Annotated in this window: 23 protein-coding genes and 1 pseudogene; 9 read left to right on the top strand and 15 right to left on the bottom strand. The window is 57.4% G+C overall.

Going from position 1 to position 25,696, the window contains the following annotated elements:
• Positions 1-192 precede the first annotated feature (192 nt).
• From ACW4DH_RS02600 to ACW4DH_RS02580, 5 genes are all read right to left on the bottom strand, one after another.
• The gene (locus tag ACW4DH_RS02600; protein ID WP_459634783.1) at positions 193-1,443 is read right to left on the bottom strand and encodes an alginate lyase family protein; all 1,251 of its coding nucleotides are present in this window, start codon (positions 1,441-1,443) and stop codon (positions 193-195) included.
• Between the two features lie 108 nt (positions 1,444-1,551).
• Positions 1,552-2,493: a polysaccharide lyase gene (locus ACW4DH_RS02595; protein ID WP_459634782.1), complete on the bottom strand. Its 942-nt coding sequence runs from the start codon at positions 2,491-2,493 to the stop codon at positions 1,552-1,554.
• A gap of 162 nt (positions 2,494-2,655) precedes the next feature.
• A complete protein-coding gene (locus ACW4DH_RS02590) occupies positions 2,656-4,158 on the bottom strand; it encodes an HlyD family efflux transporter periplasmic adaptor subunit (protein WP_459634781.1) in 1,503 nt (500 codons plus the stop codon).
• Positions 4,159-4,209: 51 nt separating this feature from the next.
• On the bottom strand, positions 4,210-6,102 hold the full coding sequence (locus ACW4DH_RS02585; protein ID WP_459634780.1) for a glycosyltransferase: 1,893 nt from the start codon (positions 6,100-6,102) through the stop codon (positions 4,210-4,212).
• Between the two features lie 598 nt (positions 6,103-6,700).
• On the bottom strand, positions 6,701-8,107 hold the full coding sequence (locus ACW4DH_RS02580; RefSeq protein WP_459634779.1) for a UDP-glucose dehydrogenase family protein: 1,407 nt from the start codon (positions 8,105-8,107) through the stop codon (positions 6,701-6,703).
• A gap of 845 nt (positions 8,108-8,952) precedes the next feature.
• On the opposite strand from ACW4DH_RS02580, the gene ACW4DH_RS02575 reads away from it, so the two are divergent.
• The 7 genes from ACW4DH_RS02575 (at position 8,953) to ACW4DH_RS02545 (ending at position 15,894) form a co-directional block, all read left to right on the top strand.
• Complete coding sequence (locus ACW4DH_RS02575; RefSeq protein ID WP_459634778.1) at positions 8,953-9,420, top strand: SUF system Fe-S cluster assembly regulator; 468 nt, start codon at positions 8,953-8,955, stop codon at positions 9,418-9,420.
• Between the two features lie 59 nt (positions 9,421-9,479).
• Positions 9,480-10,922, top strand: a complete 1,443-nt coding sequence (gene sufB / locus ACW4DH_RS02570; protein WP_459634777.1) for a Fe-S cluster assembly protein SufB — start codon at positions 9,480-9,482, stop codon at positions 10,920-10,922.
• Between the two features lie 123 nt (positions 10,923-11,045).
• On the top strand, positions 11,046-11,798 hold the full coding sequence (sufC, locus tag ACW4DH_RS02565; protein ID WP_459634776.1) for a Fe-S cluster assembly ATPase SufC: 753 nt from the start codon (positions 11,046-11,048) through the stop codon (positions 11,796-11,798).
• Positions 11,795-13,135: a Fe-S cluster assembly protein SufD gene (gene sufD / locus ACW4DH_RS02560; RefSeq protein WP_459634775.1), complete on the top strand. Its 1,341-nt coding sequence runs from the start codon at positions 11,795-11,797 to the stop codon at positions 13,133-13,135. Before sufC ends, sufD begins: the two co-directional genes overlap by 4 nt.
• Positions 13,136-13,137: 2 nt before the next feature.
• Positions 13,138-14,379, top strand: coding sequence for a cysteine desulfurase (locus ACW4DH_RS02555; protein ID WP_459634774.1), 1,242 nt, complete (start codon positions 13,138-13,140; stop codon positions 14,377-14,379).
• A gap of 10 nt (positions 14,380-14,389) precedes the next feature.
• Positions 14,390-14,953, top strand: a complete 564-nt coding sequence (sufT, locus tag ACW4DH_RS02550; RefSeq protein ID WP_459634773.1) for a putative Fe-S cluster assembly protein SufT — start codon at positions 14,390-14,392, stop codon at positions 14,951-14,953.
• Between the two features lie 269 nt (positions 14,954-15,222).
• Positions 15,223-15,894 carry a SanA/YdcF family protein gene (locus tag ACW4DH_RS02545; RefSeq protein WP_459634772.1) on the top strand — a complete coding sequence of 224 codons (672 nt, stop codon included), beginning with the start codon at positions 15,223-15,225 and terminating at the stop codon, positions 15,892-15,894.
• Between the two features lies 1 nt (position 15,895).
• Here the strand turns inward: ACW4DH_RS02545 and ACW4DH_RS02540 are convergent, their stop codons facing one another.
• The 4 genes from ACW4DH_RS02540 to ACW4DH_RS02525 all read right to left on the bottom strand — a co-directional run bounded on the left by ACW4DH_RS02540 (position 15,896) and on the right by ACW4DH_RS02525 (position 19,026).
• Entirely contained in the window at positions 15,896-16,342 is a 447-nt protein-coding gene (locus ACW4DH_RS02540; protein ID WP_459634771.1) for a hypothetical protein, read from the bottom strand.
• 116 nt (positions 16,343-16,458) lie between these two features.
• Entirely contained in the window at positions 16,459-17,370 is a 912-nt protein-coding gene (gene rimK, locus ACW4DH_RS02535) for a 30S ribosomal protein S6--L-glutamate ligase (protein ID WP_459634770.1), read from the bottom strand.
• Between the two features lie 186 nt (positions 17,371-17,556).
• Complete coding sequence (locus ACW4DH_RS02530; RefSeq protein WP_459634769.1) at positions 17,557-17,994, bottom strand: ATP-dependent zinc protease family protein; 438 nt, start codon at positions 17,992-17,994, stop codon at positions 17,557-17,559.
• Between the two features lie 3 nt (positions 17,995-17,997).
• Positions 17,998-19,026: a DUF3549 family protein gene (locus ACW4DH_RS02525; protein WP_459634768.1), complete on the bottom strand. Its 1,029-nt coding sequence runs from the start codon at positions 19,024-19,026 to the stop codon at positions 17,998-18,000.
• Positions 19,027-19,360: 334 nt separating this feature from the next.
• Between ACW4DH_RS02525 and ACW4DH_RS02520 the strand changes: the two genes are divergently transcribed.
• Positions 19,361-19,687 carry a YqcC family protein gene (locus tag ACW4DH_RS02520; RefSeq protein ID WP_459634767.1) on the top strand — a complete coding sequence of 109 codons (327 nt, stop codon included), beginning with the start codon at positions 19,361-19,363 and terminating at the stop codon, positions 19,685-19,687.
• On the top strand, positions 19,688-20,188 hold the full coding sequence (locus ACW4DH_RS02515; RefSeq protein ID WP_459634766.1) for a gamma-glutamylcyclotransferase family protein: 501 nt from the start codon (positions 19,688-19,690) through the stop codon (positions 20,186-20,188).
• A gap of 504 nt (positions 20,189-20,692) precedes the next feature.
• Here the strand turns inward: ACW4DH_RS02515 and ACW4DH_RS02510 are convergent.
• The 6 genes and pseudogenes from ACW4DH_RS02510 to ACW4DH_RS02485 form a co-directional block, all read right to left on the bottom strand.
• Positions 20,693-21,795 (bottom strand): annotated as a pseudogene (locus ACW4DH_RS02510) (IS3 family transposase).
• Between the two features lie 72 nt (positions 21,796-21,867).
• Positions 21,868-22,488, bottom strand: coding sequence for a LysE family translocator (locus ACW4DH_RS02505; RefSeq protein ID WP_459634765.1), 621 nt, complete (start codon positions 22,486-22,488; stop codon positions 21,868-21,870).
• Positions 22,489-22,519: 31 nt separating this feature from the next.
• Entirely contained in the window at positions 22,520-23,476 is a 957-nt protein-coding gene (locus tag ACW4DH_RS02500) for an ornithine cyclodeaminase family protein (protein ID WP_459634764.1), read from the bottom strand.
• Entirely contained in the window at positions 23,477-24,046 is a 570-nt protein-coding gene (locus ACW4DH_RS02495; protein ID WP_459634763.1) for a carboxymuconolactone decarboxylase family protein, read from the bottom strand. It lies immediately after the preceding gene.
• Positions 24,047-24,060: 14 nt separating this feature from the next.
• Positions 24,061-24,717 (bottom strand): bacilysin biosynthesis protein BacA, encoded by a 657-nt coding sequence (locus ACW4DH_RS02490; protein WP_459634762.1) that lies wholly within the window; start codon positions 24,715-24,717, stop codon positions 24,061-24,063.
• A gap of 21 nt (positions 24,718-24,738) precedes the next feature.
• Positions 24,739-25,677 (bottom strand): branched-chain amino acid transaminase, encoded by a 939-nt coding sequence (locus tag ACW4DH_RS02485; RefSeq protein WP_459634761.1) that lies wholly within the window; start codon positions 25,675-25,677, stop codon positions 24,739-24,741.
• Positions 25,678-25,696: the final 19 nt, after the last annotated feature.

Genomic DNA, 25,696 nt, shown 5'->3' with positions numbered 1-25,696 from the left:
GATGCGTTCCCTGCGTGCCCGAGAGACTGTTGATTTAAGTCCCAGAGCCGAGTCCTTTGGCTATAGAAAAAGTTCTCTACATGGCGTTGGACTCTATTTTTTTGTCTCTGAACTGTTCAGAGAATAATGAAACCTTTCCTATCATGAGCAAGCCGGACTTATGCTCTTGGCTCCGCCCGGCATGCTGAGGCGTTACTGTGCGTCAGGCAGGAGGATGTCGGCCTTTTCCTTGACCGTATCGGTGATGATGACCTGCTGTTGAGCTTCGGGATCCATGAAATACAAAGTGACATAACCCCCTGCGCCGCGGTTGTCTATCGGGCGGTACTTTCGAATGAACTCTTCGATGCGCGGATCGTCGAAGTGGGTTAAATAGAACTCCATCCAGGCAAAGTACTGGCCGTCCTCGAGAAAGCCACGGTATTGCTCATGGGGCGCATAATCCTTGAGCTGGCTGGGGTCGGCGATGACTGCCATATCGAAATCGACGGCATCCTTAATGGTGTGACCCGCCACTTCCAGATTGAAAATATCGTAGCCCTGACGGGAAATAATCTGCATATTGGTGATTAAATAAAGCAGCGCATAATTCTGATAGTGGCTGGCCCTACGGCCTCGGTGCATTTCCAGAGGTAATGCACCCTCCTCGGTCAGGTCGTTGAGTGCGGAGTAGACGGAGCTTACACCGAAGCGAAACAGCTCGTTGTCATTGGTCAGTACGCCGATCATCGAGGAATAAATCGAACGCCGATAGAAGTGGTTGTTACAGCAACTGCCGTTCAGGCCGCCCACGATCTTGGAGTGCTTATGCGCCAGCCGATTCAACCAGTCGTTTATACGCGACTTCTCCTCCGTCATGCCGTCTACGCGAGGACGCACGATGGAGTAGGCCATGGCGGCAGCAAACATCATCGACTCCGTCGCGTACCAGGCCTGGCGGTCATCGCTGGCATAATAAAAATCCATTAGAGCATTGTTTTGTGCCCAGTGGTCCAGAAACCGGATCAGGCATTCGCCATAATAGATATCCCCGGTGGACATGAACGAGCCGGCCAGCCCGCTGACAGTATCCTCGAACTGAAACATGGGTTCCGATGCCAAGCGCCAAGCCTCGGGACTGGGATAAAAGCCCGGCATACGGATACGCTTGTCGAGCGGAGGAATATCCAATAACTGCTGACAGCTAGCGCCAATATGTAGCTTATCCATCTGCCCGAGCAGCAGGGGATTTTGCGTATTGGCCAGTGTTTCGAGGCGGGCATCGACGTTAAAATAAGAGGCATCGGTATCCTTGACCTCGTATTGTGAAAGGTCGAGCTTTTGCCGCGCTTCGTAGGTCAAGGCGTAGGCCGGTACGGCAAGGCTGAATGCACTGAACAGCGCGACCATGCGCCAGAGCCACAAGCGTGCCGAACCGTGAAATAAAGCGGATAGTAAACGCATAACAGAGATCATCCTATGAATCATGACGGCTACTGCCAGACACGGGGCAGCCGCATTCCTTTGCATTACGGCAGGTCAATGATCGTCATCGCTCCCGGCGAAATCGCTCTAGCGACGTGGTGCGAATATCTCGAAATCGCTGAAGTCGGCGATCTGGTCGCGAGGTGTACGCCATCCTTTGCCGTTGCCTCCGAAGAAAGTCGAAAACATCAAACCATCGATGGTAACGTCCTGGGTCGTGCGATAAATAATACCGTGCTGCTCGAACTGCGGTTCGCCATCGATCCATACGCGAGCGATGCCATTATCCTGGCCGGGATCGTTAAGGATGATTTCCTGTTCGATGCTGACCCAGCGCCCGGTGGGAAAAATCCATTTACCGCGCCCCACCGACTTGCCGTATTTTCCGTCCTTGTTGACGATATATTCATAAAGCTCACCTTGGCCTTCCTTACGCCACATGAAGCGCATGGAAAAGCCATTGCTGCCGGTGACTTCGTCACCGCCACTGGGAGCTTGTCCGCCATAAAGCCCGGGTAGCTTTCCGCCTTTGACGAAATCGAAGCCAGGTTGGAAACGGACTTTGTAGCGCAGGCAGGCATGCTCGGCTCCTTGGAGTTGTCCGACACGGGCGTAGAATCCTGCGCCACCTTTGCCCTGATCGCTGGGTGCCGAAGTACCGGCCGGGTAGAGGACGCGTAACCCGGCTTCGGTCAATCCGGTTTCGGCAGGGGAGAGCAGCGTGACATTGTGATCGAGGCCCCAGTGCTTCTCGGCCTGGTAACCGGCTTCGATAGCGCGCTCGGGGGGGGTGACACCAGCCGCAGGGGTGAGGGCGGCTACCAGAGGATAGCGTGCCGAACACGCGGCGACATTAGGCTGGGACAACGCGTTGCCCTTTTGCTGATCGCTATCGGCGTTAGCATGAGAGGTCAGGCCTCCCAGCATCCCGATCATGGCCAGTACCATGACAGGTACTTGGCGTTTTCGGGTAACCTGCCGCGTTGGCGCATCCTGCCGACGGGGAAGGTCTGGGCGCATGCGTGGCATTGCAGACTCCTTTAGCTGCTGGCTGGCATAAGGGACAGCACGTTGGCTGGCCTGCGTGCGGTTGTCATTACCATGTGGCCATAAAGCGCGTGGCAGTGACGGTTTGGGGCCGGCGTCAGTAGTCGTGGCTGTTGCCGCGAAGCCGGCCCCGGACATCAGTCTCTACTGGACCGCGTCATATATCTTGGCCTTGGCGGTGCTGAACAGGTGTGCCGTCTGCTGAGCGACTGCTCGGCCACCTTGCCAGACCCATTCGACCGTCTCATCAAGCACGGGAGCCTCGGAGAACCTGACATCCACCGGGACGCCGACAGCACTGGCAGGCAAGGGCTCTTCGGGAACCAGCAGCACGCTGGCTACGTTCTGCTGCTGACGGACCCACTCCGGAAAACCGGCGCGTGGCTGTCGTTCCACGTCCAGGGCGACCGAGCGTACACGTGCGGCAATAGGCTCCGAGGCGTTGGGCAGGGCAATATAGGCGAGCTGATGCGGCTCGATATCGCCAATCTTGTCCATGTGCACCAGTGCTTCGACCATCACTTCATCGGGGCCGGTCCGGATGAGTGTCATGATGCGATCACTCTCGTTGATATAAGTTCCACCGCCACTGCTCAGCGCCCAGGCGACGAGACAATCGCAGGGACTGTAAATCGTATTGGAGGCCATGCGTGCTTCCAGAGCGTCAATACGTGCGTTCTCATAATCTCTGGCAGTCTCGAACTGCTCGATTCGTACCTTGGCGATTTCGGGCGAGACCGTTTCGAAGCTGGGGGGGCGGCCATCGGACGGCGTCGTGGATTGAGCCATGCTGACCTGCTGAACGCTAGGATCGTCAAAGCGTTCGCGCATGTTATCGATCAACTGGGCATTGTAGCTATGCGCCGCGCGCGCCAGGATGAGGTCGGTCTCCAGATCGCTATCCTTGACTCGGGCGAGTGGCTGGTCGCGCTGGACCCGGTCGCCGGGTTGCAGATCGTGCTCGCTCAGCTGTCCTGCACCAGGCGAGAGGATATCGATGCGCGGAGCGGTGACGGCAGCAAAGTCGGGTTCGATCAGCATGAAATTGCGATACGCGGTAGCCGCGGCAACGGCAAATAGCACCAGAGCCGCCAGAATCAAGGCGACATAGCGCCCCCAGGGCTTGGATTGGCGTTGAGGATTCGCGTTGGCGTTCGCCTTATTGCGCTTGTGAGGCGTCTGCGGGTCCTCTTCGTCAAGCAGAGCCTCGACACTGGCGTAGCGTCCACTGAGATGCGCGCGGATGACGCGACGCAGCAGTTCACGATGGCGTTTGTCGATTTGCGTGAGTTCGAAAGCGACCGTCTCATGCTTGCCCTGGTTTTCATCACGAATGACACGTGCTGTCGCAGGCACGATAAGCTCGGCGGTACCGGCGGTGATCAGCAAGGAGACCGAGGCTACCTGGCCGGTTTCAAACGGCTCTTGGCTGACGAGGGAGAACCCGCCCAGCGAAAGATCCTGTCCGGAAAAGGAGCGGCCGTCCTCGAACTTGACGCTAAAGGGAACCTGGACACGAATGAAGTGCCGCTCGTCGCGACGCTCATGACCTAGCTGGTGTTCATGGGATCCATCCAGGTGTGAAGTGTCGTCGTTATCGCGTCCGTCCTGACGATGACTACCGTTTGGGGGGGTGTGATCAGCCATGATCGTTCATCTCCTCGCGTTATCTCTTGAATCCAATTCGTTCTGGGGGCGTCACAAAGAAGGTTCGTGACGCAGCCTTACTTCCATGTCAGATAGCCTTACGAGGCTCTGCTTGACGTGCATGTTGCAGGCGGCTTGCCGTTCGCAACGGAGCGAGCCGCCATCACCCAGAGAGCGACCCCGCGCATCGGTGATCGTCTCGGCGATTTCGGGGGTAACCTCGAGGACGGTGAGCTGCGTCGCGCCGGCGCCACGCAACCAGGCAGCCCGTACCTGATCGGTCGTAGCCAAATGCTCGGTGAGCTCGGCATCGAGCGTGATGGTGTCGGCCGGCAGGCGTACCTCGCCACCTCTCGGTGCATCTTTCAGGGCCAAAGCGACCCAGTAGCTGTCGGTATGCGCCTGTCTTCCTTCGTTGCCGAGCGGGCTTTCATCTTTCTGCATCGCGGCGAGGGATATCCTGTCGGGCGGTGCGAGTACGCCCACGGAAAGTGCCAGGATCAGCAGTAAAGTGCCCATGAACAGTCCATGCATCAGATGGCCCATGCGGCGCTGACGACGCGCTGCCTTGAGATCATCGGGCTCGCCGGCCGAGATGCCCTGACGTGACCACTTTTGGCGGTTGAACCGGAAGCTGACGTAGGTTTTCAGCGCCGCGCCCAGGATCTGGTTGTAGTAGAGCAATGGCACCCATAGCAGGCTGACACGGCCACGTTGCGCGGCAAGGACCATCGTCGCCATACTCCGCGTAAACAGGATCCACAGCATGTAGGCGAAAATGAACGACGGGCGTACGAACAGGGTGAGCATGATGGCGACCGAAGGCCCGATCAGCGTCGTCCACATGGAAAGACGCTGATCGACCAGGCTCCACCATGTGAACATTCCCATGGAACGTGGTCCCAGCTGTATGGCCCGGTCACTGGTGCGCAGCATGTTGCCGAACCAGCGCCGCATGAGGTCCATGGAAGACTTGAAGAAGCGCTTGCGTTCGGGGAGCTCCTCAAACCCGGTCACATAGACATCGGGAATGTAGAGCATTTTCCAGCCATTCTTGAGCAGCCAGAACCAGGTTGACTTGTCGTCACCGGACAGGAATTTGAAGTTACCGAAGCGCCAGTGCTCGACGTGATCGTTCTCGACCAGATCGATGAAGCCGGGGTCCGTCGCCAGCTCGGCGCGGAAGGCGCTGTAGCGCCCCGTCAGTACCAGCAAGCGCTCGGAGAGCGACATGGAGCTCATCACCAGATGGCGTTGAGCGTAGCGTAGGTCGTACCACTCCTTGGTGACGTCATTGCCGGTGACAACGGAGTTGTTATTGGTCGTCAAGGCACCGAGATCATCTTTCATCATAAAGAAGGACAGCGAGCGCGACAGCGTACCGGGTTCGATACGAATGTCGCCATCCATGGTGATCACGAGCGTACGGTGTGTGGGCATGCGGCGTGAAATCGCACGCAGCACCTCAGCCATGGCCGAACGCTTGCCGTCGCCCTTCTGGAACATGTAACGGACTTCAACATTGCTCGGCCAGTGATTTTCCGACATGACATGATCGATGATATCGACATCGCTGCGATCGGCAATGGCCGCAAAAATCGTGGTAGGCACCGCATAATGCGCCGCATCTTTCACCAAGGCATCATATGCGGCGAAAGTGACTTCGGATTCGATACGGTAGGACGTGCACAAGATATAGAGAGCGTCGGGTTTTTGCGTAGCGCCTGCCGCATTGGCCTGAGCGCGCAGCTTGGGAAATACGTGGCGGTTGTACCACACGGAGCGGACCGCCTGCACCAGCCACCATGAATAGCGCCAAGCTCCGATCAGACCGATCGCCAGAATGAAGCTCTTGGAATGCGGAGAAAAGACTTCCGGGGGGAGGCCGGAAACCAACAATATGAGCAGTGCCGCCATGAATAACAGAGTCGCAAGTTCTGTCACCCATGATGCCTTTGTCGGCTGAGCTTGTGTGTTGGGTGGTTCGGACATGTATTCTGCCCCTCAATTCGGCCAGAGTATGGCGACATATTACCGCTGCGATACATGGGCACTCTCGAATCGAGAACTCTATCGAAGTGCTGTAGCAGTAACGACGAAATACATAACTGCGCTTTAGCCTATGGTCATGTCGGCCAAGCTTGGTTGTGCGATTTAAAGTATTTTCATTGATGCAATTAACTTTAACGCTGCAGTTTCTGCATTAATAACTATCTTGAGTGGCAAGCCGGTAGCGCTATGTACGGCACCGAAACGTGCGGCCTACGGTTTATAGGGTCGAAGCGGGATAACCGAACTGGTCTCCCCGTGCATGGCTTATGGGAGAGATGCCGTGTGTGCATATAACATCCTGTCATTTGCATAACGGTGCATGGATATAAACCAGAGTCCGATATCGGTAACGAAGCTAAACAACAGCTCAGTACCGCATCCTTGTGTCGTGAAAACCTGGCTTAAACGCTTTCGTATTCGTTGCCTCGAGAATGGAAGGCCTGATGACCTCAAGCCTTCCACCTCCTGACTGGCGGTGTCACTCCGCCGCTCAGGCCCCAGCAGCTTGCTGCGTAGCGCTCGAGGCTGTCTCTGTCGATGCCTTATGACTCTTGTCATGCGACATGTTTAGAGAGTCGCCTCGCCCCACTCCATAATAGAGCAGGCCAGCGGCTTTGACACTGTGCGGTTCGAAGAGGTTACGACCATCCACGATCACCGGCAGGGTAAGCTGGCTCTTGAGCCAAGCGAAATCCACGGTGCGAAAGGCCTTCCACTCGGTACAGATTGCCAGCGCATCGGCGCCCTCGATGGTGGCGTTGCGGCTTTCGACCAGGTCCAGATCGTCGCGCTCGCCATAGATGCGACGACATTCGTCCATGGCTTCCGGGTCGTAGGCTTTGACCTTGGCACCGGCTGCCCAAAGCGCCTCCATGAGAGTGCGGCTGGGAGCTTCGCGCATGTCATCGGTGTTGGGTTTGAAGGCCAGCCCCCAAACGGCAATCGTCTTGCCTTTCAGATCACCGTCAAAGGCTTGAGCAAGTTTGCCGAAGAGTGTGGCTTTTTGGCGATGATTGACGGCTTCCACGGCATTGAGCAGTTCGGCATCATAGCCGATCTGGCCGGCCGTGCGCGACAGAGCCTGGACATCCTTGGGAAAGCAGGAACCGCCATAGCCACAGCCGGGGTAGATGAATTCGTAGCCGATACGCGGGTCGCTGCCGATACCGCGACGGACCTGATCGACATCTGCTCCCAGGCGCTCGGCAAGGTTGGAGACTTCGTTCATGAAGCTGATCTTGGTGGCGAGCATGGCGTTGGCTGCGTACTTGGTCAGCTCCGCGCTGCGCACGTCCATGAACATCAGCTTTTCTTGACGGCGGTTGTAAGGCGCGTAGCATTCGCGCATCAGTAGCTTGACCCGGTCTGAATCCGTGCCAACGATGATCCGCGCACCCTGGGAGAAGTCCTTGACGGCGGAGCCTTCCTTCAGGAACTCGGGGTTTGAGCAGACGTCGAATTCGAGGTCGCTGCCACGTGCCTTGAGGCTTTGGCGTATTTCATCGCTGACCTTGTCTGCCGTGCCGACAGGCACAGTGGACTTGTCGATGACCAGCTTGTAGTCCTGCATGTTTTCGGCGATCGTGCGCGCTACGGACAGCACGTATTTGAGGTCAGCACTTCCATCTTCATCGGGAGGCGTGCCGACAGCAATGAACTGTAAGGTGCCGAATGCCACCGCCTCTGCGGCATCGGTAGTGAAAAACAGGCGTCCTTCTTCGACGTTACGTTTTACTAACGGCTCCAGGCCCGGCTCATAGATGGGGATGTCTCCCGCTTTGATACGGGCCACCTTGTCGGCATCGACATCCACGCACATGATTTCATGGCCCGCGTCCGCCAGGCATGTACCGGTCACCAACCCGACATAACCCGTACCAAAAATCGTGATTCTCATCTCTAACCTCCCTGTTGGTTAACCTTTATTCCCTATTTAAGGCTAAGCGTGATCGACTTGGTCGAAAGTATAACCTCACCTTACTGAATTCATACGTAAGCTTCAAGTCGAGAACCCTGTATTACAAAACCTAATACGCTTTCTGTAGATATTTGCTTAAAAACAGCTTGCGTCGTGCCGCTGACGTGCAGGGGTAAACACTGCGCTTGGCTAGCCAATAATCACATGATGCCTAGATCGTTTTCCTCATTTAAATGGGCTATTTGCTTCAGGAGGAAGCGATACGAGGCTGCGCCTATCAAGCTAGCACAAGTCACTACACATGCCAGAAGTTGCTTGGCTCGGTTTTGCCTGCACCTGGGGGCGAAGAACCTTGAGCCGCTTGGCTACGCTGAAAGCCGCAGTATAGGCGCATTTATTCTGCTGGCAACCATGGCGGGTCATTGTGCCGTTGAGCAATGTGCATACGCGTGTAAGTGCGATGGAAGGCTCCTCCAAGGGCGTAAAAAGCTTTCTATGAAGGGGAGGGTTGGCTACGCAAGGATGACATCCATCGAGGAGGCATTATCATCATCGCGTGCCTGAAATAGTTTGCATAAGTTGCATCGGTAAGTGAGTAAAAAGCTCACATATTTTCTTTCCTTAAGTGTGGTGAGGGGTTAGCGATAGACCCAAGTAATAAAGTTAATTAAGGTTATTTTTTGTTAATATTTAATAATTTTATTTAACCTGGTGGTGCTTCATCGCTGTCTGGTGTGCCGACCATGGCGCTGCAAGGCCGCGAGGCTTCACATGGGCCTCATATAGGACTAAAATGGTCCCGAATCCAACATGGTGGAGCAGGCATGTTGAAGCTGTCCAAGCTGACCGATTACGCCGCTGTGGTGATGGCCCAGATTGCACGTCATCCGGAGCAGGCGCATGCCGCCGCGGAACTCTCCGAGGCAGTGCAGCTACCTTACCCAACGGTAAGCAAGACGCTCAAAATGCTGGTTCGGGCAGGTTTGCTGGAGTCACGTCGCGGCTCGCTGGGCGGCTACCGCTTGGCGCGCCCGGCCAGCCGTATTACCGCCAGCGACATCATCGCCGCCATCGAGGGGCCTGTTGCGGTGACTGAATGCAGTCACGCCGACGGGGGATGTGACCTGGTCGCGACTTGCGGTGTGGCGGACAATTGGCAGCGTGTGTCGTTAGCGATTCGCGCCCTGCTGGATAGCGTGACATTAGCCCATCTGGCCCAGGCCTCACCGATCAAATTACCCGTGCAACTACCTATACAGAGCGTGACGCTGGCCACTTCGGCCAAGGTCTAAGCGCCCGAGAATCGACCGCGTATCCTGTTCGACAGCATACCGCCCGGGAGGGGAAAACCATGGCAAGTCAGGAAATGGAACAGCTCGTTCGTCGCGAATACACGCAGGGATTCGTGACCGACATCGAAAGCGATACGGTACCGCCCGGCCTTGATGAAAGCGTCATCGCGTTTATTTCAGAGAAGAAGGGCGAGCCCGAATGGATGCTGGAATGGCGGCTGGATGCCTATCATCAATGGCTGAAGATGAAAGAGCCCTCCTGGGCGCATCTCAATTATCCTGCCATCGATTATCAGGGCATTTCCTATTACAGCGCGCCCAAGAAGAAAGAGGATCAGCCGCAAAGCCTTGACGAGGTCGATCCCAAGTTGCTTGAAACCTACGAAAAGCTGGGGATTCCCCTTCACGAACGGGCCGCTTTGGCGGGTGTGGCGGTGGATGCCGTGTTCGATTCCGTCTCGGTCACCACGACGTTCAAGGAAAAGCTGGGTGAAGCCGGGGTTATCTTCTGCTCGATCTCCGAGGCGATTCGCGAATATCCCGAGCTGGTACGGCGGTATCTGGGAACGGTAGTGCCCAAGGCGGACAATTTCTTCGCGGCGCTCAATTCGGCGGTATTTACAGACGGCTCCTTCGTCTACGTGCCGGAGGGCGTGACCTGTCCGATGGAGCTATCTACCTACTTCCGGATCAATGCCGCCAACACCGGACAGTTCGAGCGGACCTTGATCGTCTGCGAGAAGCAGGCTCAGGTCTCGTATCTCGAAGGCTGCACGGCACCGATGCGTGACGAGAACCAGTTGCATGCGGCAGTCGTCGAGCTGGTGGCGCTGGAAGACGCCTACATCAAGTATTCCACGGTGCAGAACTGGTATCCCGGTGACGAGAATGGCAAGGGTGGCATTTACAACTTCGTCACCAAGCGAGGCGACTGCCGTGGGGATCGCGCCAAGATCAGCTGGACCCAGGTCGAGACCGGCTCCGCTATCACCTGGAAGTATCCTTCCTGCGTGCTGCGCGGCAAGGACAGTGTCGGCGAGTTCTATTCTGTCGCGGTGACCAATGGACGTCAGCAGGCGGATACCGGTACCAAGATGATCCATATCGGTGAAGGTACCCGCTCCACCATCGTCTCCAAGGGAATCGCGGCCGGCAACAGCGACCAGGCCTATCGCGGGCTGGTCAAGATCGGGCCGCGAGCCAAGGGCGCGCGTAATTTCACCCAGTGTGATTCGTTGCTCATCGGTGATCGTTGTGGGGCGCACACTTTCCCGTATCAGGAAATCGGCAATAGCACCGCGACGCTCGAACATGAGGCGACGACGTCGAAAATCGGGGAAGACCAGCTCTTCTACTGCCGTCAGCGCGGCATTTCGGAGGAGGACTCCGTCAACATGATCGTCAATGGCTTCTGCAAGGACGTCTTCCAGGAGCTGCCGATGGAGTTCGCGGTAGAGGCGGAAGCGTTGCTGAACGTCACTCTGGAAGGCGCCGTCGGGTAAGCCAGCAGCGAAAGCGCGCTAAGGTTGCGCCTGTTCGGCTGTCGCGGTGCGTTTCTCCGGATATGCCGGGAATTCAATATTGAGGTCGCCTGGGAGGCGGCCCGTCGGATCAAAGGTACTAACATGCTCGAAGTCAAAGATCTGCACGTTACGGTGGAAGGCAAGGAAATCCTCAAGGGATTGAGCCTGACCATCAAGTCGGGCGAGGTTCACGCCATCATGGGGCCCAACGGGGCGGGCAAATCCACCTTGTCTGCAGTCATTGCCGGCAAGGAGGGCTACGAGGTGGTCAGTGGCTCGATTACTTTCGAAGGCCGCGACGTGCTCGAGATGGAAATCGAGGAACGCGCCCAGGCCGGTCTACTGATGGGGTTTCAGTATCCTGTCGAGATCCCGGGCGTGAAGAACATCTATCTGCTGAAAGCCGCACTCAATGCCCAGCGCGAAGCGCGTGGCGAAGGTGAGATGCCGGCGCCGGCCTTCATGAAGCTGGTCAAGGAAAAGCTGGCCTTCATGAAAATGGACCCGAGCTTTCTGCAGCGCGCAGTCAACGAGGGGTTTTCCGGCGGTGAGAAAAAGCGCAACGAGATCCTGCAGATGCTGGTTCTGCAACCTAAGCTGGCGATGCTCGACGAGATCGATTCCGGACTCGATATCGACGCCATGAAAATCGTGGCCGAGGGCGTCAACTCGCTGCGTGACGCCAACCGCGCGATCCTGATGGTGACGCACTACCAGCGCCTGCTCGACTATATCGTGCCCGACGTGGTGCATGTGTTGGTCGATGGCCGCATCGTCAAAACGGGCGATAAAAACCTGGCGCACGAGCTCGAGGCTCGTGGTTATGAATGGCTACTGGAGGAATCTGCGGCATGAGTGCACCGGAAATGTTTCTGCAGCGCCTTGCCGAACGTCCCGGATCCTCCGACCCGACGTGGGTCGCGGCTCGCCGTCAGGCCGGGGCTGCTCGTTTCGAGGCGTTGGGGTTCCCCACTCAGCGCGATGAGGCGTGGAAGTACACCGATGTGCGCCGTATCGCACAGAACGATTTCGTTCTGGCCCAGGATGCACAGCTTGAGCGGGAAAGCTTCGAGAAGCTGAAGCTTTCCAGTCATGCGCATCGGCTGGTGTTTGTCGACGGTATCTTCTCGGCAGAGCTTTCTGACCTGGGCAGCTTACCGGCGGGGGCCAGTGTCGAGCCGCTCTCGGTCGCCATGCAAGCCAATCATGAGGCCGTCGGCGGGGCGTTGGGGCGGCTGGCAGGTGTTGAGTTCTCCACATTTACCGCGCTCAACACTGCTTTCGCTAATGAAGGTGTCGTGGTGCGTCTTGCGCCCGGAACCGTGATCGAGACACCGATCTATGTGTGTTTCGTGTCGCGCAAGAATAGCGTGCCGGTAATGAGCCATCCCCGCGTATTGATCGTGGGTGGTGCGCGTAGCGAGGCGACAGTGATCGAGCACTACGCCGGCGAGCCGGAGGCGGCCAACTTCACTAACGTGGTTACCGAAGTGCTGCTGGAACGCGGGGCGATACTCAAGCACTACAAGCTGCAGGAGGCGTCGACCGACGATCTGCATGTGGCCAGCATCCATGTCGATCAGAGTCGTGACAGCCGCTTTGCCTCGTTCAACCTGAACCTGGGCGGAGCGTTAGTGCGCAACGATCTGGTGGCGGATCTCAATGCCGAAGGCGCCGAAGCCAACTACAATGGCCTGTTTTTCGGCCAGGGGCGGCAGCATATCGATAACCACACGCTGGTGAATCACAATGCTCCGCGCACCTTCTCCAATGAGAACTACAAGGGCATTCTCGGCGACCGTGCGCGCGGGGTTTTCAACGGCAAGGTTATCGTCAAACGCGGCAGTCAGCAGATCGAAGCGTACCAGAGCAATGCCAATCTGCTGCTGTCCGACCGCGCCGAGGTCGACACCAAGCCAGAGCTCGAGATCTATGCCGATGACGTCAAGTGCTCTCACGGCACCACCACGGGTCAGCTCGACGAAGAGGCGATCTATGCGCTGCGTACCCGCGGTATCAGCAAGCAAATGGCCCGCGGACTGCTGACGTTGGCATTTGCCGGTGAAGTCATGGAGCAGGTAACGCTGCCGGAGATCGTTGAGCGTGTCGAACGAGCCGTGGCCGGCAAGTTGCCCGAGCGCTTTAATCTGGCGGGACTGGTCGAAGCTGCCGACGTTGCAGAGGAGGCTTGAACATGACCGCCTTTAGCGATCTGACGCTGGACGTGGCGCAGGTACGCCGGGAATTTCCTATCCTGGAGCGCCAAGTGCATGGCAAACCCCTGATCTACCTCGACAATGCGGCTACCAGTCAGACGCCGCGGGCGGTCATCGAGTCGATCAGCGATTACTATAGCCGTTACAACGCCAATATCCATCGCGGGTTGCATACTCTCGCCGACGAGGCGACAGCGGCCTATGAAGGGACTCGCGAAAAGGTACGTGGCGTACTGGGCGCAGAGGAAACCCGCGAAATCGTATTCACGCGGGGCACGACCGAGGCGATCAATCTGGTCGCCAACAGCTGGGGGCGGGCTAATCTGAAGGCCGGCGATGAAGTGCTGATTTCCTTGATGGAACATCACTCCAATATCGTGCCCTGGCAGTTGCTGGCCGATCAGTTGGGGATCGTGATCAAGGTTATCCCTGTCGATGAACGTGGGGTTCTCGATCAGACGGCCTATGGGGATCTGTTCAGCGAGCGAACACGGCTGGTATGCGTCAATCATGTCTCCAATGCCTTGGGGACAATGAATCCAGTGGGCGAAATGGCGGAAGTCGCGCATGCCAACGGGGCGTTGATCCTGGTGGATGGGGCTCAGGCGGTTCCCCACCAGCGCGTGGATGTGCAGGCTATCGACGCGGACTTCTATGCTTTTTCGGGCCATAAGGTCTATGGGCCGACAGGGGTGGGCGCGCTCTATGCCAAGTCGGCATTGCTCGAGGCGATGCCGCCTTGGCAGGGCGGTGGCGAAATGATCCGTACGGTGTCGTTTGACAGCGGTACGCTCTACAACACTATCCCGCACAAGTTCGAGGCTGGCACCCCGGCCATCGCCGAAGTCATTGCCATGGGCGTCGCGCTGGATTGGGTCAAAGGTATCGGCATCGATCTGATCAGTGCCTGGGAGCAGCGCCTGCTGACCCATGCCACCGAGCAGCTGTCCGCTATAGACGGTTTGCGGATTCTGGGTACCGCCCCCGACAAGGCCGGCGTGGTGTCCTTTGTGGTGGATGGGGCACACGCTCAGGATATCGGCTTGCTGATCGATCAGCTCGGCGTGGCGATCCGCACCGGGCATCACTGTGCACAGCCGGTGCTGGCGCATTTCGGTGTCGATGCGACCTGCCGCGCATCGTTTGCCGCCTACAATACCCCGGAAGAGATCGATCAATTTGTCGAGGCGCTTAACCGCGTCATCGGGATGGTGCGTTAACGGAGACGGCATGGATCAACTGGAAAGTCTTCACAAGGGGCAGCAGATGCCCCTGCAACGCGATGTTGAAGCGATTTCGATTCCCTTCGGCAAGGTGGTGACGCTTGTTGAAGACAGCACGGTCAGCGTCATGCAGGCCAAGGGTAGTACGGTCAGCGTGGCGTTCGAGGGCCGTCTGTTTCTGATTGAGGGAAACAACTTGGACGCGTTGGGGCTCGAGGCCCTGCCACGGCCCAGCCTGCCCGAAAATGCCAGCGAAGAGGCGCTGGAGCAGTTCATCTGGGACCAGTTGCGAACATGCTACGATCCCGAGATTCCAGTCAATATCGTCGAGCTGGGGCTGGTGTATGGGTGCCGTATCGAACACCTGCTGTCCGGTGAGAAGATCGTGACGATCCGCATGACCCTGACGGCGCCAGGTTGTGGCATGGGCGATGTCATCGCCGAAGATGCTCGGCGCAAGATCCTGGGGGCCCCGCAGATTTCCAAGGTGCATGTCGAAACGGTCTTCGATCCACCTTGGAGCCGGGAGATGATGAGTGAGGAAGCCCGTCTTGAGCTGGGAATGTTCTAGGACCTTCTCCAAGCTAGGCTGAAGCACTACACCATAAGACACTATACACGGCGTTACTTGTCGGGCCGCGGTGCAGAAGGTTTGCCTGCGGCATAACGGCGTTTCACGCGGTGTCGGTGAGTTCTGCTTTATGGCCTAATGGGCTGAACGCATTGGCATGCCGGATACGAGCCTAGTCCTTGCTTTCGTTCGTGGCGTCGTGAATAGCCCTGAGGCAGGGCAAATGGCTGGGAGTGGCCCGACGGGTGAAGATTCGCATATGGCGTGTCATGAAGCGCCTATTACAAATGCTGTTCGGCGGATTGCTCGTGGTTGGCCTGGCCATAGTGGCGATTAACCTCTGGGTCGTCGCCAAGACCCATACCCGTATCGAGCAGGACTTGCCGCTGTGTGCCGCCGAGCCTGTGGGGCTGGTCTTCGGTACTGCCAGAGGGCTGCGTGGCGGTGGACGCAATCCCTATTTTTCGGCGCGCATTGCCGCGGCGGCTCAGTTGTTGCGGTTGCAGCGTGTACAGCACCTGCTGTTATCCGGCGACAATCGTACGCGCTTTTATAACGAGCCGATCACCATGTGGCGCGACCTGCGGACATACAACGTGCCCAACGACGCCATGACGCTCGATTATGCGGGGTTCAGCACGTTCGACAGCATCGTCAGGGCCCGGGAGGTATTTGGGGTGCGGCGTGTGTTATTGATCTCGCAGGCGTGGCATCTACCTCGAGCATTGTTCATTGCCGACGCTGTAGGCATCGAGGCACAAGGATGTGCGGTACCCGGTAAACCCGCGACTGGGGCTTGGCAGCTCTGGTTGCGGGAATGGCTGGCACGTGCCGCGACGGTGGGGGATCTTTACCTTTGGGGGCGCGAACCCCACTTCCTGGGGCCTTTCGAGCCAGTGCAACTGCCTGCGTCGGCAGCGGACGTTTCGGACCAGCGTTAGCTTAGCGCCGCTGCTTATGGCTCTGAAAGCGGTTGAGCTCACGAATCAGGCCACGGCAATTCTTCCAGCACTGTTCAAGAGCCGGTTCGATAGGGTCGGGTAACGGATGGGTGAAGGCCGTGCCAAGCGCCTGCATCAAAACACGCTCCTGTTCGAGCAGTTCGCCGATCAACACCTGACTGTCATCGCCCACGAAGCTCTTGATGCGACTCCAGAGCCATAAGTAATCGTCACGTTCGACATCCGCATCCCGCGGCAGTAGATCGAGATGTTCTTTGGCCAGGGCCTGGATTTCACGCAGGGTTCTCTCGCGCTCGTCATAATACGGCTTCAACGTATCACGCAGGGCAGGGCGCAGGCGTTCGAGATTATCCTGAAAGTAGTCGAGGCTATCGGCTAGCGCTTCCAGAACGCTATCCATCGCCACCTGGCGATTATCGAGAAACATGGGCGGTCACCTCCTCCGGTGACACAAATTGTGCGTGTGGAAACGCTGTTTTGCTACCCCGGCGGCAAGATATTTTTCCAGAGTTATTATCCTCCTGCATTTTGCATCGCAGATCTTTATCCCTTGGGCTTAGGGGGTGGCGATTTGCGTGGCGTATGGGCGTTCTTTTCCAGATGTTCGACGATAAGCCCCGCAATGTCCTTACCGGTGGCCGTTTCGATACCCTGCAGACCCGGAGACGAGTTGACCTCCATGATGACGGGGCCATGGTTGGAACGTAGCAGGTCGACGCCTGCGACGAGAAGTCCCATGGCCTTGGCGGCACGTATGGCCGTAGAGCGCTCTTCCGGCGTAATGCGGATAACACTGGCACTGCCACCTCGGTGCAGGTTGGAGCGGAACTCGCCTTCCGCCGCCTGACGCTTCATCGAGGCGACGACCTTATCGCCGATCACGAAGCAGCGAATATCGGCGCCTTTGGCTTCCTTGATGTATTCCTGAACCATGATGTTGGCTTTCATGCCCATGAAGGCCTGGATGACCGATTCCGCGGCCTGATTGGTTTCGGCCAGCACCACGCCGATGCCCTGGGTGCCCTCGAGCAGCTTGATGACAAGCGGTGCGCCCCGGACCATCTTGATCAGATCGGGAATGTCGTCGGGCGAATGGGCAAAACCGGTGATGGGCAGCCCCAGCCCCTTGCGTGATAGCAGTTGAAGCGAGCGAAGCTTGTCGCGCGAGCGAGTGATGCCTACCGAATCGTTCAGCACGTAGGTGCCCATCATCTCGAACTGGCGCAGGACCGCGCATCCATAGAAAGTGACCGAGGCGCCGATACGCGGCACGATCGCATCGAAAGGCTCTATCTCCTGGCCCTTGTAATGGATCGAGGGACGATGCGAGGCAATGTTCATGTAACAGCGCAGCGTATCGATGACGCGAGCACTATGGCCGCGCTGTTCCGCGGCTTCGACCAGCCGTCGGGTGGAGTAAAGATTACGGTTGCGCGACAGGATGCCGATTTGCATGTAGCTCTCCCATGATTCGAAAAAGGTGCGATAGACGTGTCAAAGTGAGGCGCTAGTCGATGCCATGTGGCGCGTCCTAGATCGCTTCTTGGGCTGTAAGGCAACTTTGGATTAGCACAGGCAGGTGGGCCGAATGTGGAGGGCGAGGTTCGACAACCTGCCTCCTCCTCATCGCCAAGCGAAGCATTACGGCTCGCCATGCAGGAAAGCGGCTCCCGGTGCGACCAGCAAGCGGCGCATGGCGCGCCGGCCCAGCAGCATGGGGTGACGCATGCTACGCCGGTCGGTCAGGGTGAGTTCCACGGGATAATCGAGTCCGCCGAGTAGCATGCGGGTGCGAATCACATAGCGCCACTGCTCATGGCCATTGGAGCTTCTGACCTTGCGCCTGTCATGCAGTGGCAGGCGGACTTCATGCGCCGGGGTATCGGTACCGCCGATGTGGGTAACGAAGCTGACCCACAGGTAGCCCTCCTGTTCGAAAGGTTCGATATGTTCGGCGTGCAGCGCTGAGGTTCTTGCACCGGTATCCACCTTGCAGCATAGCGTCAGGTTCAGCTCGGGGAGTGTGACCATCTCGCGGCGACCGATCACGGCTTTGGCCTGATAGGGCAATGCTTTCATCGTTTATCGACTCAGTTCGGTCAGACGTTGTCCTATGGGGGACGCTGGTTCGGCGTGGCGCAGTATCATCAATACGGGCAGACGCAGGCGCGGGATGAGCGCCAGGTCACGCACCAGTACCGCAAAATTGATTTGCGAGCACTCGGCAAGTCGTGACAAGAAGCGCGGCAGACGCTGGGGATGCTCCAGGTGTTCCCAGCCGCGTGCGGCAATGGCGATAAGCAGGTCTGCGCTCACACTGCGTTCCTCTTCCAGTAGCCGATCATACCATTGCCCCGCCAGGGGCGCCTGACAGGCCCCCAATGTACGCACGATGGCATGAAAGGTTTCCATGTCGCCTTCCCGGCAAGCGTGCTCGCCGCGCTTGCGTAGTGCGCTGCCCAGCATTTCCGAGGGCCCGGTATGCTCCATACAGTAGCAGAGCGGGCGTAATACCTCGACTGGCAGTTCCGCCAAACGCTGGGCCAGAATGTCGGCGTGCTCGGCATCATGGCGCACCACGAAGTCGGCGATCCCCTGCAGGCCGAGAAACTGCCAATCCACCTGCTGGGCTCCCGTCAGGTAGGCCTCGGCCATCTCGTAATGCTGGCTAGCGGGACGTGCCAGATCAAGAGAGGCCCGTGCATGGAGCATAGCCTGCTGCGTCAGCTCAGGAGTGAAGGCCAGCGGATTATCCTTCATCAAGTTATCCATGACGCCGTTTTGCTGCTGATCTACACGCTCTGCCGTATGGCCCAGCGTCTCGATCAGGCGACTGACAAACGCATCGCGTGACGCCGGGCTGAGCCGTCCTTCCTCGTCGAGTGGCAGAGCCAGAAACCAGATCAGTGGCTCCATCTCGTCATGACCAAGGCGAAACACGCAGGCGAAGCGGGCTTGTCCTTGCCAGGGTAGGGGCCACGGTAGTTCGCCGCGCTCGAACTCGGCCAGTCGCGTGGCGTCAAAAGGGGCCACGCGTCGCCCCATGTCGTAAAAACGTACCTCGGCCCCGGTACGTGTGAAAAAATCAGTCAGCGTGAGGATCGGTTGCATAGACTCTCTCCGTATCGGGCCGCGCACTGTAACCTGACGCGGGTAGGCATTCCAGCGCCTGCCCCGGGATTTTTCTGGTCTTCTAAGCTTGAATATGAGCCTAGTTTCCTCGGTGAAGTTGTGGTTAAAAAATAAGCAATCATCTGAAGCCGCCGGGCTATCGAGGCTTGTGAGGCTTTTCCATAGGTTATCCACACGCTCTTGCAAGGTTTCTGTGAATTGCCATGTGGCGTGGTGCAACGGGGATGAAGGGACACGAGTAACGCGAGTCGGTGGCCAGGCCTTGAGTTGCACGGGATAATGATTAACAAATGATGAGATAGAGGAGACTTTCATGAGCGCACATACCGAACTTTCCCAGGCATTGGAACGGTTGGAGGCCACGCTGAAGAGCGCGGATCTCTGGCGCTTCCCCTCACCGACGGCCGCCGCCTTCGACAGCCGCGAGCCGTTTTGTGTGGATACCATGGAGCTGCCTCAGTGGCTAAGGTATGTCTTTATTCCCAGGTTGGAGGCGTTGATCGACGCTAACGCGCCGTTACCGGCGAAATGCGATGTCGCCCCCGCTGCTGAAGCCTGGCTACAGGGGGCCTCGCCCAGCGCACGGGTGACCGTAGTCAGCGCCATTGCCGAGATCGATCGCGTAATCACCGAGGCCTGAATGACCTATTACTTCGCTTACGGCAGCAACATGAATCCCGAACGTGTCGCGGCCCGTATCGGGGCGACCTACCGTGCGATGAAAGGTACGCTCGAAGGTTATCGGTTGAGCTTTAACAAGGCCTCTCGCGTTCCGGGCATTGCTCACGCCAATATCATGCCGCAGGCCGGCTCGCGGGTAGAGGGCGTGCTTTATGAGTTGATGGAGGACGCACAGATTCGGCGCATGGATCCTTTCGAGGGGCATCCGCGCGATTACGCACGCGAGCTGTTGCCGGTACAGTCGGTGGAAGGCGATATACCGGCCTGGGTTTATATCGCCCTGCCGGCCCTGACCCTGCCGGCTTTGAAACCTGCCCAGGAATACCTGACACATCTATTGGCAGGGCAGCCCTTCCTTTCAAGCGAGTACCATGCACGATTAATGCGGGTAGAGACGGTGGAAGGCCTATGCGAAGACACGTTGGCCATGCTCGGATTATCGTGTCATACGCCCCGTTGAGGACGTTGGGCGTTGCTTTGCACGACGCCAAGGTCCCAGCCTTGGCGTCTGAATGAAGGCCGGTGCGTTAGAAGCGGAAGCTGAGGGCGCCCATGAAAGTGATGGCAAACCCCGATCATCCTGTACGTCGACATCGATCCCTCCATTCAGAGTGCCGTTGTCGCTTTTCGGCGAAACCTTGGCAACACCGACGCGGGTGAAGATATCACCGGCACCGTAGGCGAGAGCTTGGCTACTGATGACAAGGTTAACGTAGAGGCGAGGAGGGATTTGCGCATGTTACTGATCCTTATGAATGCCTTACTCAGAAGAGGTACTACCAACGTGGTAGAAGTCTATTTCTGTTGCGGGAAGGCATTTTGATCCAAGCGCAAGCTTCGGTTGGCGTGGCGGGGGGAGACGAAACACCGCCGGGCGCAAGGCCCGACGACGGAGAAATGTTTTAGTCAAGTCAGAGAGGACATGTTCTCAAGCCGCATTTGCCATTTCGAGTTCCCTCGGCGTCTAGTAGCCCCGGGTCGAGTGAAGTCGGCAACTGTTGTACTCCATCTCGATGTATTCGATCACGTCTCGCCGTGCTACCTGACGGCTCCCGTATCGCTGGCCAGTCACTCGCTTTTCAGTGAGCCGAAGAGGCGCTCCATGACGGCGTTACCCAACAGTTCCCCTTGCGACTCATCGAGACCTGGAACCCTTGCCGAACCAGCATGGATCTGTATTCATACGACGCGTACTGACTGCCGCGGTCACTATGATGTAGCAGCCCTCTCTAGGGCTTCCGGCGACCCATGGTCATTTCTAAAGTATCAAGCACCAGCTGCGTGCGCAGGTGGTCCGCCATTGCCCAGCCTACGAGTTGCCGGTCATGAAGGTCGAGGATCGCCGCTAGATAGAGCCAGCCTTCCAGTGTCCAGATCGATGTGATATTGGCCACCCAGGCCTGGTTTGGTACTGCCACAATGAACTGGCGGTTCAGCAGGTTGGGTGCCACCGGCAAGGTGTGCTGACTGTCGGTCGTATTACGCCAATGCGTCGTTGCTGTGCCTCTATGCCGCTTCCTACACAGGCGTAGCGACCGATGTCGTATCTGCGGCGGCATAGCTCTCTGGCCATGCGTCGACTGCCGTAGCTGCTACGCTTCTGGCAATGAATCCTTTTGACCTCACGATGCAGGGCCTGACGATGGTCATCAGGGCCACGCCGTCGCCAGGCATAGAACCCACTCCGGCTGACCTGCATGACCCGACACAGCACGGCCACGGGATAGGCGGCCTTCTCCGACTCGACGAACTGGAACCTCAGCTCGACTCTTTGGCGAAAAAGTGATGCGGCATTCTGACCGTCGCCTTTTTTTAAATATCATTTTTAACCTGAAGCTTATGGACTTCTTCGCGGAGCCTCTTGATCTCGGCGTCACGATCCTCTTCTTACTGGCTCGGGGCATCGGATACCCGCTGACGATACTTACGGCACCAACGATCCAGCACGCTGCGTTCCACCCCCAGGCGCCGGGCGGCTTCGGATATGGAATACCCCTGGTCAGTCACCAGGCTCACCGCATCCGCCTTGAATTCTTCGGAAAACCGACGTCGCGTCTTCTTGGTTATGAACACCTCTACCGCCCTTATATGAGGCTTGTCGGGATATCCGCTCCAATTGGACCACTTCAGTTATCCACCTCAGCGACGCAGCATGGAAGCTGCCGCAGCCACCATGATCATCGCCGCGCCACGGAACAAGTGCTGTTGAGCTCGCGGGCTGGACAGCAGATGCCGGACACGCACTGCAGCGACAATGAACAGCGCGCCAACGCTCAATAACACCAGGACGGTAAGGGGCACTAGCACCACCGCCCAGGTTTGTAACGAAACCGCCCGTAGGTCAATGACCAGCGGCAAGATCGCTAGGTAGAAAGCGATGGTCTTCGGGTTGCCCAACGTAATGGTCAGCCCAGATAGTGCAGCCGATAGGAGCTCCCTCTTTTTCGTCGACTTACCCACTTCTACCGTTTGATGATTAGCGAACCAGAACTGCCAAGCCAGATAGCAGAGATACAGCGCTGCTCCCCAGCGCACTACCTCAAACAGTGCGTTGAAGTGCTCGGCGACCATCGCCAGGCCAAAGACTGCAAAAGACAGATAGATCAGATCGCCAAGGATCAAGCCGAGCAGCAGGCAAAAGCCCGACAAGGTACCACCACCGACGCTACGAGCGATCAGAGCGGCCAAACCCGGACCGGGAACGGCAGCAGCGATGCCCAGCGCCACCGAATAGGAAAACACCTGTGTTAGATCGAGCATGTCACGGTCCTAATGAAAATGGTTATAGGTGTCAGCGGTATGTGGAGAGGCATCGCCTTATGGCCTCACGGGAGAAGACCAAATCTTGGACTGCCAATCCGACCGACTTGAAGATGCTCACGCTTCGTTCACTAATCAGCGCGCGATTGGCATGGAGAATGCCGATTTCTATCCCGACCTCTTGCGCAGGCAACAGACCTTTCTGAACGGCCTTGATCACGCATTCGGATGAGGCAAGTACCGAAAGGTTGCAATCTGTGAACAAGGCGCTGTGCTCATATATATCTTCGTGTAGTTCTTGAAAGCCGAGAGCTGAAGAGCCAATTGCGTTGATGTGACAACATGCGGGCAGATCAGCACGGGTCAGGATGGGCGAGCGGGCCGCTGTGGTTGTGCAGATGACATCGCTGTCGTGCACGGCCTTGGCCACCGTGGCGTGAGTCGAGATCGGAAAATCGCAGTAGCGCTTGCTCCAAGCGGCAAATTCTTGGCGGGCGGCTTCGGTGCGTCCCCATACAGAAAGTTGTTTGATCGGCCTGACGGCCTGCATTGCCAGGAGATGGGCGCGGGCCTGTAAGCCCGTGCCCAGAATGGCTAGGCGGCTGGTGCTGGGCGCCGCAAGAATGCTCGTCGCGTATGCCGAAGCTGCCGCTGTACGGATTTCAGTGATCGCCCCGGCATCTACTGCAACCACCGGAGATGCTCCGGGTTCGTCATAGATCAGGACGCTTCCCATATGAGACGGGCCACGAATCTCGGTCCCCAGCCTAACTACCACCGATTTCACACCGAATCCCTGGTAGGGGCCGGATTTGATGTAGGCAGGCATGACTCCCATCAGCTCGTTTTCGCCTCCTCTGACGATTGTACGCAGCGGCTGCTCTACCTGATTCGAGGAGTGCAGCCTGAACGCTTCCTCGCTAAGCCAGAGACCTAGTTTGAAATCCAAGAGTTTCCTGACCGAATCGCCATCCACGTGAAGCATCATTCAAGCCTCGCCCCTCTGCTTGATTCCTCGAAAGGCATCCCACTTAAAGCGATCATCGATTTCCGTGCCGGCGATACTGTTTAAGATGGTCGACATGTTCTTCTGTGAAACTCCTAGAATCACGTCCAACATATTCTGTTTGCTGAAACCAGCCTGCAGGACGGCATCAATTGCCTGCTTTTCCACGCGACCGCGGCAGTGAATCACTTGCAGAGTGAAATTGTGCAGCGCCCGCAGCCGAGCGTCGAGACTGGCTGGGTTATGAGCAATGGCGTCGACCACGCGCGCTCCCACGCCTTTGGCTAGGGCAATGAAGGCATGAGCCTGAACCGTATAAGCGCAGTTGTTTTCGACACCGCAGGTTATCCATACAACGGCTTTTTCTTCTTCGTTCAACGAGCTGTCAATGAACAAATCATGCGCTCGCTGATAGGCCGCTAATAATGACGGTGACTCCGACATATAGGCACTCTGGTTGGGAATCCAGCCAAAGTTGTCGATCGAACTCTGGAGTAGCGCTTTACTTTTTTCCGGTGCCGAGTCGATTGTGTGTAGTTTCAAGTTGGGCATCATGACCTCCAAGGCTAGTCCAATAGCAGTCTGATCAGGGCCGGCTCCGTGCTTGACCTGCACGGACTGGCCTCGGCCAGCCGCGTGCTCCAGCGGGCGCGCGCGAAGACAGACCAGAGCATTCTGATCGGACGGGTGTTGGAGATGAAATGCAAACCATGGATGTTGGCCGCCACTTCCGTGGTCAGTGCCACATCCACCTCGCCCCTGGCGACCGCGGCTGCGGCGGCACTGGTGGAAAGCGTGAGGGTCACGGAATCGACTTCCAACCACTGGGGCAATAACTCCTCGATCAAGAGCCTCGGCGCTGGATGGGTTGCGACGGTTAGCTTGCTGGTAGTCAATGGTCCCTTGCTCACCAACCCGTACAAAGGCGTGTCGAATACGAAGGTTGCGACCAGGCTTAGTTGCGGTGCCATGTAGAAGTTGTGAATTTCTGGATAGGCATTGGCTACGAGCAACCCCGCTGGGGTGTCTTCTTCCATGCTGGAACGGGCATGCTCGTAGGAATCACTGAGTTTGAGCTGCACACGTGAGCCGGGATATCGTTGCTCGAACCATTCGGCGAAGAATCCGGCGGCGGCTTCACTGCTGGTTCCGCTGGGCCCCAATGTGTGAATGATGACATCGCGCCAATCGCCAATACCCAAATTCAGGAATCTGCTGTCCATAGTCACGAGCCTCCAGTGTGATTAATTGGATACCGGGGTCAGCCAATGTGCATATTTAGTATTCAGACCTTTTACGGTCTCCAAGTAGAGCGTCCTGATTGCAGTACTTATTTCCCCCACGCCACTTTCTTGTAGTTGGAAGTGGTCGATTTGTGTGACTGGCACGACCTCAACGCCCGTACCGGACAGGAAACATTCGTCGACCGAAAATAGTTCGGAAAACGAGATATCCCGCTCGATGACCTTCAGCCCCAGGTCGTCTCTGGCTAGGGTAATGACCGTATCGCGTGTAATTCCTTCGAGAATGTGGGCACTCAATGGTGGAGTGATAAGGTGGCCATCTTTTACGACAAAGACGTTGGAAGTTGTCGATTCAGCCAGGTTGCCATGCACATTCAGCATCAATGCGTCATCACACCCAATGCGCTGCGCCGACTCCATGGCCAATGCCGAATTTGCATAGCTGCCGGTGATTTTTGCCCGTGCAGGGAGTGAGAAATCGGGAATACGCCGCCAACTCGAAACGGCACAACGAATGCCGTCTGCAGGCATGTAGGTCCCCATGGCTAGGGTATTGATTGCTAGACCAGTGCTGACGCCGGTTAGTTTGACGCCAAAACCGAAGCCGGGCATCAACGCCTTCTTGTAGGCCATCGGTCTAATGTAGCTGTCGGTCGAAGCTTGGTTACGCCGCAGCAGATCGAGAATGATTGCCTTTATCGCCGGGCGTCGCGGCAGGTCCAATTGCAGGAGCGTGGCTGAACTCTCCAGCCGTTTCAGGTGATCATCCAGTCTGAAGACATTCAGTTCGCCATTGCCGGTGACATAAGCGCGAATGCCCTCGAAAACGGCGGTGCCGTAATTGAACGCTTGGGTCGTTATCGGCAGCAGAGCTTCTGCCGCCGCGACGACCTCTCCATCCAGGTACACGCAGGGGTGGGGCTTGCGCGGGACGGACAAGGCACCTCCTAACAAGTCA

The sequence above is a fragment of the Halomonas sp. WWR20 genome, assembly GCF_054602495.1.
Note: the sequence above shows the minus strand (reverse complement) of the source record. Positions and strands in the feature narration are given on the sequence as shown.

Coding starts and splice junctions, on each gene's coding strand:
- ACW4DH_RS02600 (WP_459634783.1), bottom strand. CDS start 1,443: ATGCGTTTACTATCCGCTTTATTTCACGGTTCGGCACGCTTGTGGCTC.
- ACW4DH_RS02595 (WP_459634782.1), bottom strand. CDS start 2,493: ATGCCACGCATGCGCCCAGACCTTCCCCGTCGGCAGGATGCGCCAACG.
- ACW4DH_RS02590 (WP_459634781.1), bottom strand. CDS start 4,158: ATGGCTGATCACACCCCCCCAAACGGTAGTCATCGTCAGGACGGACGC.
- ACW4DH_RS02580 (WP_459634779.1), bottom strand. CDS start 8,107: ATGAGAATCACGATTTTTGGTACGGGTTATGTCGGGTTGGTGACCGGT.
- ACW4DH_RS02575 (WP_459634778.1), top strand. CDS start 8,953: ATGTTGAAGCTGTCCAAGCTGACCGATTACGCCGCTGTGGTGATGGCC.
- sufB (WP_459634777.1), top strand. CDS start 9,480: ATGGCAAGTCAGGAAATGGAACAGCTCGTTCGTCGCGAATACACGCAG.
- sufC (WP_459634776.1), top strand. CDS start 11,046: ATGCTCGAAGTCAAAGATCTGCACGTTACGGTGGAAGGCAAGGAAATC.
- sufD (WP_459634775.1), top strand. CDS start 11,795: ATGAGTGCACCGGAAATGTTTCTGCAGCGCCTTGCCGAACGTCCCGGA.
- ACW4DH_RS02555 (WP_459634774.1), top strand. CDS start 13,138: ATGACCGCCTTTAGCGATCTGACGCTGGACGTGGCGCAGGTACGCCGG.
- sufT (WP_459634773.1), top strand. CDS start 14,390: ATGGATCAACTGGAAAGTCTTCACAAGGGGCAGCAGATGCCCCTGCAA.
- ACW4DH_RS02545 (WP_459634772.1), top strand. CDS start 15,223: ATGAAGCGCCTATTACAAATGCTGTTCGGCGGATTGCTCGTGGTTGGC.
- ACW4DH_RS02540 (WP_459634771.1), bottom strand. CDS start 16,342: ATGTTTCTCGATAATCGCCAGGTGGCGATGGATAGCGTTCTGGAAGCG.
- rimK (WP_459634770.1), bottom strand. CDS start 17,370: ATGCAAATCGGCATCCTGTCGCGCAACCGTAATCTTTACTCCACCCGA.
- ACW4DH_RS02530 (WP_459634769.1), bottom strand. CDS start 17,994: ATGAAAGCATTGCCCTATCAGGCCAAAGCCGTGATCGGTCGCCGCGAG.
- ACW4DH_RS02525 (WP_459634768.1), bottom strand. CDS start 19,026: ATGCAACCGATCCTCACGCTGACTGATTTTTTCACACGTACCGGGGCC.
- ACW4DH_RS02520 (WP_459634767.1), top strand. CDS start 19,361: ATGAGCGCACATACCGAACTTTCCCAGGCATTGGAACGGTTGGAGGCC.
- ACW4DH_RS02515 (WP_459634766.1), top strand. CDS start 19,688: ATGACCTATTACTTCGCTTACGGCAGCAACATGAATCCCGAACGTGTC.
- ACW4DH_RS02505 (WP_459634765.1), bottom strand. CDS start 22,488: ATGCTCGATCTAACACAGGTGTTTTCCTATTCGGTGGCGCTGGGCATC.
- ACW4DH_RS02500 (WP_459634764.1), bottom strand. CDS start 23,476: ATGATGCTTCACGTGGATGGCGATTCGGTCAGGAAACTCTTGGATTTC.
- ACW4DH_RS02495 (WP_459634763.1), bottom strand. CDS start 24,046: ATGCCCAACTTGAAACTACACACAATCGACTCGGCACCGGAAAAAAGT.
- ACW4DH_RS02490 (WP_459634762.1), bottom strand. CDS start 24,717: ATGGACAGCAGATTCCTGAATTTGGGTATTGGCGATTGGCGCGATGTC.